At 46.4% G+C, this 2,594-nt stretch carries 3 protein-coding genes and 1 pseudogene; 3 read left to right on the top strand and 1 reads right to left on the bottom strand.

The annotated features are described in order from the left end of the window. Together ACJHX7_RS26060 and ACJHX7_RS26055 are read left to right on the top strand one after the other, a co-directional pair. Nucleotides 1–484: pseudogene (locus tag ACJHX7_RS26060) on the top strand (RHS repeat-associated core domain-containing protein); the annotation flags it as partial. 372 nt (nucleotides 485–856) lie between these two features. After that, a complete protein-coding gene (locus tag ACJHX7_RS26055; protein ID WP_410231734.1) occupies nucleotides 857–1,477 on the top strand; it encodes a hypothetical protein in 621 nt (206 codons plus the stop codon). An 89-nt stretch (nucleotides 1,478–1,566) separates the two neighbouring features. Here the strand turns inward: ACJHX7_RS26055 and ACJHX7_RS26050 are convergent, their stop codons facing one another. Further along, entirely contained in the window at nucleotides 1,567–2,031 is a 465-nt protein-coding gene (locus ACJHX7_RS26050) for a hypothetical protein (protein ID WP_094030590.1), read from the bottom strand. 268 nt (nucleotides 2,032–2,299) lie between these two features. On the opposite strand from ACJHX7_RS26050, the gene ACJHX7_RS26045 reads away from it, so the two are divergent. Further along, nucleotides 2,300–2,594, top strand: a 295-nt coding sequence (locus ACJHX7_RS26045; protein ID WP_410231733.1) for an RHS repeat domain-containing protein, incomplete at its 3' end; no start/stop codon positions are given.

Here is a 2,594-nt window from a genome sequence, read left to right as displayed (position 1 = left end):
CCGCCATACGGACCGGGGAGAACGAAGCCGGACGACGTTTGTGTGGGAAGGGTTCCGGCTGTTGCAGGAGACAACGTGGCAGGGAAAGCGGACATACCTGTACGACGCGGAGCAGCCGTACACGCCGGTGGCGGCCATCACGGGGCGTGGAGAAAGCCGGAAAATCTGGTATTACCACACGGACCTGACGGGCACGGTACAGGAGGTGACCGCGTCGGACGGGACGCTGGTGTGGGCGGGCTATCAGGCTGGATTTGGCGAAAACCGGGGCGACATCAGCAACAGCGGGGCGTACTTTGAGCAGCCGCTGCGGCTACCGGGGCAGTACTTTGACGAAGAAACAGGGCTGCATTACAATCTGTTCAGGTATTATGCGCCGGAGTGCGGGAGGTTTATCAGTCAGGATCCGATTTCGATCCGTGGCGGGCTGAATCTTTACCGGTATGCGCCGAATCCAATAAGATGGATTGATCCGTTAGGATTATGGTCTTTCTATCAATTAATTGACTCGTCAGGAAACGTTATTTATAACGGTATAACAGATAGAACAGTTCAAGAACGTGTTATAGAGCATGCAAGAGATGGGCGAGTTTTTAGCCAAGTTAAATATGTTGATGAACTTGGTAGGCGGGTAAATGCCAGAAATATAGAAGGTTCTATATTGGATCATATGAAAGGGGATCTTAACCTTGAAAATGCCATCAGGAAAGATGGTGGATTTTATCATAGTTATAATGCAAATAATCTTGCAGAGGGACGAAAATATTTAAGCATGGAAGAAATTAGCAAAATCCTCGAAAAGGGTAGTGTAACTGATGTTGATAGCAAAGGGCACTTTAAAGCAGGAGGATGTTGAATGAATAGTATAATAAATAAAAATATAAAAAAAATAGATATGATTACTAAGGGTGTTAAAAATATCTCTCTTGGAGAGGGCAAGCAAGAGATCTTAAAATTAATTTGCGATTTTGAAAAAATGCCACGTAAAGAATATAGTGTGTTTTATGGTGTTTTTTTTAATGATGGTGAACTAGTAGATAAATTAATTAAGATTGCAAGATTTTATGAGGATGATGATAAAATAACCATAAACGTAATATCCTCTTTGGGAAATATGTTCGTGCGATACAAACTGTATCCATCAGAAGAATTATATAATCTTTTTTTCAACTTGAAAAGTAAGAGGAAAGTTAATTATTATGTTTCTTTGTTCATTTTTAGATTTCCTCAATTTAGGAATTATAAATTTAAATGGAACTATATTTTATCTATTCCAGATATTTCACCAAAAGATAAATCAAAAAGAAACTTTTACTCTATAGTCAATAATATCGTTTTGTCGGGAGAAACGATCCCTGTTGAGTATAAAAATAGAGTTATTAGCTTACTGGAAATGTTTAGTAAGGAAAATATGGGAAGCGTGTATAATGATGAATATATAGATTTAATTAATAGGCTAGTTAAGCAACACGGCTAAGTCGGAACGTAATAATCTCGGTGAATATTGGTTTTTATTCTCCCGGATCTCCGCCAGTACTAACAGGCGAAAATCCGGGAGGACTGATATTACGGCTGGATAATATTGTCAATAAACACCACACCATCAGTAGTACGCAACCAGCGTGGCGCTTTCAGTTTTGCCGCAAAGAACCAGACCAGTTCACAAAGCAGCCCCGTCAGGGGTTGTTCCATTTTAGATCCCTGCGCCTGTTCCGTCAGGAGCTGGAGTAATACCTCGCAATATTCACACAATTGCTCAGGATCCGGGTCAAAGTGCGGAAATGAGGCAGGCAGGTCGTCGAGTGTCAGGCTGTCTACCAGATGGGGTGGAATAGGATCGTTCAGCGTGGGATGCAGAATGGCGAGACAGGCGCGAAGACGCCCATATAGCGCCATTTTCAGCGCCGGATCGTGACACTCTATAAGAGTTTCAGCGAAACGATCGCAGTGATCGGCCTGGTCAGTGAAATCGGTGGCAGAACTGAAAGGAATGGACAATAAATCATAATCAGGGGTGAGGACTGTAGCCATAAGGCAACCTCCAACAAGTCGTTAATTACGCCGCCACCGGAAATGCCAATTTCACGGGTGGCGGAACCGAACGGAGTTGGCATTACCGGCCTTGTTGGACACCGGCGCGTCTTGCGACGCCCCCATCCGGTCCCGCCATTGAGGTGTGACCGAACACACGACACAAAAAAGACGCAGGCGCGTCATGTGTCGCCAACAAGAGAAATTCAGGATGCCAATCCCGACGCCTGATTTTGCAGACGCGGCATAACGATACAACGATCGTCAGATGGCGACAAGCCCCTTTCCCGGAAGGCGGCTCGCAAAATCAGAAAGATCACAGGGAAAGACAGAGCACCGTAACGGCAGTTTTGATGAAATCACGCGCCGGGCGCTGGATGACGACCACGTATGGAAGGCGGATTACAACGAACACGGCCAGGTGATACGGGAGACGGACCCGGAAGGGCGCGTCACGCGCTACGGGTATGATGAACAGGGGCTGGCGGTCAGCCGCACGGATGCGCGGGGCGGCGAGGCTGCGCTGGTGCACGATGCGCGCGGCCAGCTGAGGCGTTACACCG

The organism is Escherichia sp. WS1451 (genome assembly GCF_046487365.1).
Classification (GTDB): Bacteria; Pseudomonadota; Gammaproteobacteria; order Enterobacterales; family Enterobacteriaceae; genus Escherichia; species Escherichia coli.
The sequence above is the reverse complement of the archived record's forward strand: the minus strand, read 5'-3'. Positions and strand labels throughout refer to the sequence as shown.